Raw genomic sequence first — 6,062 nt, 5'->3', positions numbered from 1 at the left:
GGCCCCGCCCCGCGGCGCAGCACCCCCTCGCCGACCCCGCAGCCGCGCCCCGGCAAGGGCACCCCCGCCCCGACAGGCAAGAACACCCCGGCCCCGGGCAAGAAGCCCGCTCCTCGGCAGCCTGCCCGTCCCTCGTCGCCGGCGTCCGCCACGCCTCCGGTGAAGGAGCCATCCCGGCCGAGCACGCCCGCTGCTCAGCCGCGGTCAGAGAACGCCCAGCGCGCCGACCAGCTGCGCCAGCGGCTGGCTGACCGTGCCCGTCGCCCTCGCCGCTCCGCCTGAAGGACGTGACCTGACATGCGCCGATACCTTGGCTCCCTCGTCCTGGCCGCCGTGGTCCTGGTCGCCCTGTGGTTCCTGCAGCAGCGTGACGACGCACCACCTGTCCCCGTCCAGCCCAGCGCGACCTCCTCCGCTCCTACGGCCGCGGCCCCGGTGCCGGTGCCGGTCACCCCGACCCCGGCCGCCGCTACCCCGACCGGCACCACCTCGACGTCGTCGAGCACCCCCCAGGCTCCTGCGGTCAATCCGGTCGAACCGGAGGGTGACCCGGTCGACCCCACGGCGCCCGCCACCGCCCGCGACGAAGGCCAGGCCAAGCAGTTCACCGCCTACGCCAAGGCCGCCGAGGCGTTCATGGCCGACTTCGCACGGCCCGCCGCCACGGTGACCGAGCAGCAGTGGTGGTCCAAGGTCTCTGGGCACCTGAGCGAGCAGGCCGTCACGGCATACGAGGGAACCGACCCCCAGAACGTCCCCTTCACCGAGGTCACCGGCCCGGCGACCATCGTGCCCAGCGACGCACCGAGCCAGCTGCTGGCGATCGCCCGGGTCCCCACCGACTCCGGCTGGTACCGGGTCGAGATGACCACCACCGCGGACGGGATCCGGATCACCCGGGCCAGCCCGGAGAGCGGGGGCCGGCGATGAAGAAGAAGCTCATCTTCGTCCTGGTCGCGCTGACCGGGATGGGCATGCTCATCGGCCCGGTCCTGCTCGGACTGGTGGCCGTGATCTTCAGCGCCAGCGCCTCAGCCACCCAGAACCCGTGCATCACCACGGTCGTCAACCCCGTCGGTGGCCCGGTCCGCCTTCCGGTCACCGGTGCCTTCACCGTCACCAGCGAGTACGGCATGAGGTACAACCCCGGTCCCTACGGCAACGGCGTCTACCGCCTGCACGGCGGCATCGACCTGGTCATGACCGGAACCTCCAAGACGGTCGTCGCCTCCAGCGCCGGCGTGGTCTCATCGCTGCCCAGCAACCCCACCGGAGGCGGCAACATGGTGGTCGTCGACCACGGGGGTGGCGTGAACACCGTCTACATGCACCTGGCCTCCCGCTCGGTCACCCTCGGAGAGAAGGTCTGGCCCGGCAAGCCACTGGGCGTCGAGGGCTCCACCGGCAACTCGACCGGCTCTCACCTTCACTTCACGGTCAAGGTGAACGGACAGCCCGTCGACCCGCGCCAGTGGCTCACCACCCAAGGCCTGAGCCTGCCGCCCACCCGCGGGACAGCAACGGCACCGCCGGCGGTCACCACCGCGACCCCCGGATCCACTCCCACCGGCAGCACCGACCCGATCCTGGCCACACCCGGGACCGGCACCATCACCGCCAAGCCCGTCATCTCAAGCCTCCCGGCCCAGGTCGGGCCCTACAAGGGCGAGCAGGTCGTCAACGCCGGTTACGTAATCAAGGCCGGCCAGGCCATGGGTCTGGACGCCAAGACGATCACCATCGGCGTGATGACCGCGATGGGAGAGTCCAGCCTGGTCAACATCGGCTACGGCGACGCCGCCGGCCCGGACTCGCGCGGGCTGTTCCAGCAGCGGGCCAACGGAGCCTGGGGGAGCCTAGCCGACCGGATGAACCCCACCATCGCCTCGACCAACTTCTTCAAGGCACTCATCGCCGTCCCCGGCTACCTTCAGATGGAACCCACCCTGGCCGCGCACAAGGCGCAGCGCAACGCCGACCCCTACCACTACCAGCCGTACTGGGCCGACGCCGTGCTCATGGTGTCCACGCTGACCGCCGACCCATCCCTGCTGGAGAGCCTGCCCGCCGGCGGCTTCCTCGAGGGCTGCGAGGGCGGCGGCCCAGGAGAACCGCTGAACCCGGGCGACGGATCCGGCGCGGCCATCGTCTCGGCCGCCAAGCACTACCAGGGCACCCCCTACAGCTGGGGCGGCGGCAACTACCAGGGCCCGAGCCTGGGCATCTACTCCAGCCCCAGCCTCGACGGCACCAAGACGGTCGGGTTCGACTGCTCAGGCCTGGTCATGTTCGCCGTCTACAACTCCACCGGCATCCAGCTGCCGCACAGCGCCGAGGACCAGGGAAAGGACGCCAGGGGCACCACCGTGCCCAGAGACTGGACGAAGATGCAGCCCGGCGACGTGATCGCTTTCAGCGAGAACGGGTCGGGCTCACCAGGCAGCTTCGGGCACGTCGGCATCTACATCGGCAACGGACAGATGATCCACGCACCCCGCCCCGGCAAGACCGTGGAGATCGTCCAGCTGAAGGGCTCCAGCTACTACGAGCCGATGGCCTGGTCCATCAAGCGGTACGCCAAGACCGGTGCCACGGCCTGACTCACGCACTCGCCGGCCGCAACCGGTCCGCGGGCAGCCACTCCTGAACCGTCACGTCCCCACCGGCCTGCTCGAGCACGAACACCACCAGGGCCACCCACCCTCGCTGGTCCTGCGCCCACTGCAACACCAACCCCTGGGCCAGACCATGCACCGGGTGGTTCACCACGCACCACCGCTGCCTCGCCGGCGCAGCATCCGGAGCAGGCTCCTCACGCGCGACCCCGTTGACCGGACGGTCCTTCAACGGAATCCCGGCCCGGGCCGGTGGCCCGGCCTGGCCCGACCTCGACATGCGACCGAGCGTAGATCGCCGCGCCGACCCCCGTCACAGACCGACCCGCAATGACCTTTCCCAGAACGCGCATCCACCCACATCCTCAAGCAGAACGGAACGCCGTCGTGACCCAAAAGCCGCCCCGCCAGACCGGTCGGATGACTGCCATCTTGGGCGTGGCCACGGTGGCCGCCGCCGCCGCAGTGATCTCCTTCTCCCACGTGCAGGCACTTGCCCGCACAGCCGGAGAACCCGAGCTGACCGCCTGGCTTCTCCCGCTCAGCATCGACGGGGCGATCGCCGCCGCGGCTGCGGTCGTCCTGGCCGACTCCAAAGCCGGCCGGCGGACCACCTTCTTGGCCTGGCTCATGCTCGCACTCGGTCTGGCCGCCAGCCTGGCCGCGAACATCGCCAGCGCCCAACCTACATGGACCGCCCGCGTCGTCGCCGCCTGGCCCCCGATCGCCCTGGCCCTGGGCATCGAGGTGCTGGCCTCGATGTCCCGCCGGTCCGGCCCGGTCGCCCTCGCCGGGACCGTCCCGCCCGGAACCACCACCGAGCCCAGCCAGGCCTCGTCCCTGGCCTCATCCCGGAGCGTCTCGACGTCCACGTTCCCGCCTGCTCCGCTCCTCGCCGGCGGACCGTCCACCACCACCCACGCCGCCGCGAAGCTCGGCCCGGGCCGCCCGTCGACGAGCGAGCAGCTGCACCTGGTCGACAAGCCGGCCCCGGCCAAGCCATCCCGCCTGGCCGCGGCCCGAACCGAGGATGACCACGCCATCGAGGTCATCCGTCGCCTGGACCAGGTCGCCGGCGGGCACGCCTCACGCCGGACCATCCAGGACGAGCTGGGCTGCGGAGCCTCACGGGCAACCCGACTGGCAGCCCTTGCCCGGACCGATGCCCGGTCCGGGCGGATGGGACAACGACCGGCCTGATCGGGTGCTCGCGGCGTCTTGCCCACACGCAAGTCCACCACTTGGTGCAACGCGCGAATCTGTTGGACGCACTCTCATGCCCTAAGCGAGCGCAGGGAGAAGCCTGATGACGCTGCGCCATCGGCCGTCCCCCAGGACGGCACCCGAATCCGGTGGGTCATCGCCGCCAAACATTGACGTGGTCTCGGGTGGTTAGCAGCGGCGCGCCAGCCGGGCCCTTTATGTGCGGCTCGATGAACTGGAGTCGGACCTGGCTTCGCCCTGGACCGTGGGGCTGACGGCGCCAGTGCCCTCGAACCACAAAGCGATGGGTGTAGTGCCGCCCTGACTCGTCCGTCTCGGTGTGGCGCTCGGCGAGTCTGCGGAGGTCGATGAGCTGGACCGGCGTCCTTCCCCTCGGTGTGCGGCCCTTCTTGTCCGAACCTGCTTGCTGCGTTCTCGGCTCAGCCAGCGTGGGCATCTGCATCAAGTGCCAGGTCGCTCCCAGGAGGAAGACGCACGCTCGTTCCGTGGGGGTGAGCCGTTCCTCATCGACCTCTTGGCCGACGGTGAGGTCGGTCGTGGCGACCGTGTACCAGCGCAGGGCCCCGATTCCGGCTGCATGCCAGCGTCGCCTCGCGTCATCGGGTGCGTCGGTGCCGGCGGCGAATGTCTGCACGACGACCTTGCCGCCCGCCCTGACCCATGTCATGAGTCGCACCCGCGTCACACCCTCTTGCCCGCCTGGGTGTGGGAGCGCCGGCAGCCCGTCTGCGTACGCAATGAGACCGTTCGGGCAAGGCATCTCTTCGTCGACGACGAACGGCGGCATGGTTGCGGCCGCCTCTAGGGCAAGGGTGGTCATCGGTCCGGTGACCCAGTAGAGCTCTCCGAGTTGGATCTTGGTCTGGAAGTCGCGGCTTTCTTGGATGCCAGTCACGATTCGGCGCTCACGCTCTGTCACGCTCGGCCCGCCGCGCATTACGTGCTCTTCGAGAGCGCGGAGGGTGTCGGGGTCGAGGCCTATTCGCCGCTGAAGGCTGTTCTGCTCAGCAATCAATTCGTCGCGTACATCGGGGAGGTAACTGGCCCGCCAGGGTGTCGACATACCAAGAAGGCTAGGCCGCGCGGCGGCCGTCGGTGAGTGGGGACGTCCGCCCTTGCGGGTGGTACGCTGCTCGCGCCTGGCACCTTCGTTTCTGTCCAAGATTCATCAGGGCCAGCGTCGAGGGGCGCCCGGTGCGAACGGGCGCCCCTCATACGTATTTCGACGGGTGGAATGACCCTAACGCGCTTCCCGCCGCACGACGTCACGCTGGGAATCTTGCACGCCGCGGCCCGCCGCTCAAGGTCGCGCAAGGGGTGGTGCACGGGTTCCGCCGCCGCCGCCCCGATCCTCGATGGGCTCTTCCTACGACCAGCTGCTGGCCGCTTCCGAATGGGATGTTTCCCCTGGTCACCGCGACTCGTCATAGCTTCCTGGGCGGTTGGGTCGCAGCTGGGGAGCGATGGGGAGCTATGGCGAGCCGCGGTGAGGACTCTCTCCCCCCTCGAGGCGTCTATGGCGCTCTGGCGGTGAGTCCTTGCCCACGTGCTTGGGGACTCGCGCCCCCTCTGCTGCGGCTACGCGCCGCTGCCAAGAGTGCGCTCCTCTACGGTGAGGTCTCATGAAGCCGACGTATCGGGTGCTGCGTGAGCGTCGGGGTGACGGCGCGACGCTGGACACGGTTGCGGATGATCTGCGGTGTGCTCTGCCGCTGGCGACTTCGGCTCGGTGTATGAACCCCGAGTGTTCGGAGATCTGTGAGTGGTCGCCTCGGCGTGGTCGCCCGCCCTTGTTCCACGATCGGCTCTGTCACGAGCGGTATCACTTGGTTCGGCGGCGGCTCGTGGAGGAGCGGGAGGACATCTTCGAGGCTTTGGCCCGCAAGCCGGGGCCGTCTACGTCTGAGCGGATCTACCTTGAGAACCAGTTGGCCCGCCGCCGGTGGCTGCTCGAGCGTTATCCGGAGTTGCTGCGTCGTCCCCACCGCGAAAAGTGAGCTGGAGGTGCCCAGTCTGAACTCGGATCTCGGCCAGAACCTCTTCGAGAACCGTGCCCGAGGCCGAGTTTAGGGGGCGCGTCAAGCGGCCAACTGACCCCTCGCTTGGGCAAGACTGACCCCTCACTGCTGCCCCACTCCTCATCCATGGCCCGGCCGCTGCCCCTCAGTTGACACGACAACGCACCGCCAGTTGACGGTCAACAACCCCCCACCACTGCCACAC

The 6,062-nt window shown here is 69.4% G+C and carries 7 protein-coding genes; 4 read left to right on the top strand and 3 right to left on the bottom strand.

From position 1 onward, the window contains the following. A partial coding sequence (locus tag BN11_RS25445; RefSeq protein ID WP_235435541.1) for a hypothetical protein occupies positions 1 to 185 on the bottom strand: 185 nt, incomplete at its 3' end. Between the two features lie 112 nt (positions 186 to 297). Between BN11_RS25445 and BN11_RS18535 the strand changes: the two genes are divergently transcribed. Both BN11_RS18535 and BN11_RS21445 read left to right on the top strand, forming a co-directional pair. After that, complete coding sequence (locus BN11_RS18535) at positions 298 to 930, top strand: hypothetical protein (protein ID WP_048699806.1); 633 nt, start codon at positions 298 to 300, stop codon at positions 928 to 930. Then, entirely contained in the window at positions 927 to 2,600 is a 1,674-nt protein-coding gene (locus BN11_RS21445) for a peptidoglycan DD-metalloendopeptidase family protein (protein ID WP_053084183.1), read from the top strand. The genes BN11_RS18535 and BN11_RS21445 overlap by 4 nt, the downstream gene beginning before the upstream one ends. A 1-nt stretch (position 2,601) precedes the next feature. Here BN11_RS21445 and BN11_RS18525 read toward each other — a convergent pair whose 3' ends face one another. Next, positions 2,602 to 2,895, bottom strand: a complete 294-nt coding sequence (locus BN11_RS18525; RefSeq protein ID WP_048699805.1) for a hypothetical protein — start codon at positions 2,893 to 2,895, stop codon at positions 2,602 to 2,604. 140 nt (positions 2,896 to 3,035) lie between these two features. On the opposite strand from BN11_RS18525, the gene BN11_RS18520 reads away from it, so the two are divergent. Continuing rightward, positions 3,036 to 3,815, top strand: coding sequence for a DUF2637 domain-containing protein (locus BN11_RS18520; protein ID WP_048699803.1), 780 nt, complete (start codon positions 3,036 to 3,038; stop codon positions 3,813 to 3,815). A gap of 157 nt (positions 3,816 to 3,972) precedes the next feature. On the opposite strand, the gene BN11_RS21440 is transcribed toward BN11_RS18520, so the two are convergent. After that, positions 3,973 to 4,902, bottom strand: a complete 930-nt coding sequence (locus BN11_RS21440; RefSeq protein WP_053084182.1) for a hypothetical protein — start codon at positions 4,900 to 4,902, stop codon at positions 3,973 to 3,975. Positions 4,903 to 5,665: 763 nt separating this feature from the next. On the opposite strand from BN11_RS21440, the gene BN11_RS23105 reads away from it, so the two are divergent. Then, positions 5,666 to 5,836 carry a hypothetical protein gene (locus BN11_RS23105; protein WP_157044275.1) on the top strand — a complete coding sequence of 57 codons (171 nt, stop codon included), beginning with the start codon at positions 5,666 to 5,668 and terminating at the stop codon, positions 5,834 to 5,836. Positions 5,837 to 6,062 lie beyond the last annotated feature (226 nt).

The organism is Nostocoides australiense Ben110 (assembly GCF_001050535.1).
Classification (GTDB): domain Bacteria; phylum Actinomycetota; class Actinomycetes; order Actinomycetales; family Dermatophilaceae; genus Nostocoides_A; species Nostocoides_A australiense.
The sequence above is the reverse complement of the archived record's forward strand: the minus strand, read 5'-3'. Positions and strand labels throughout refer to the sequence as shown.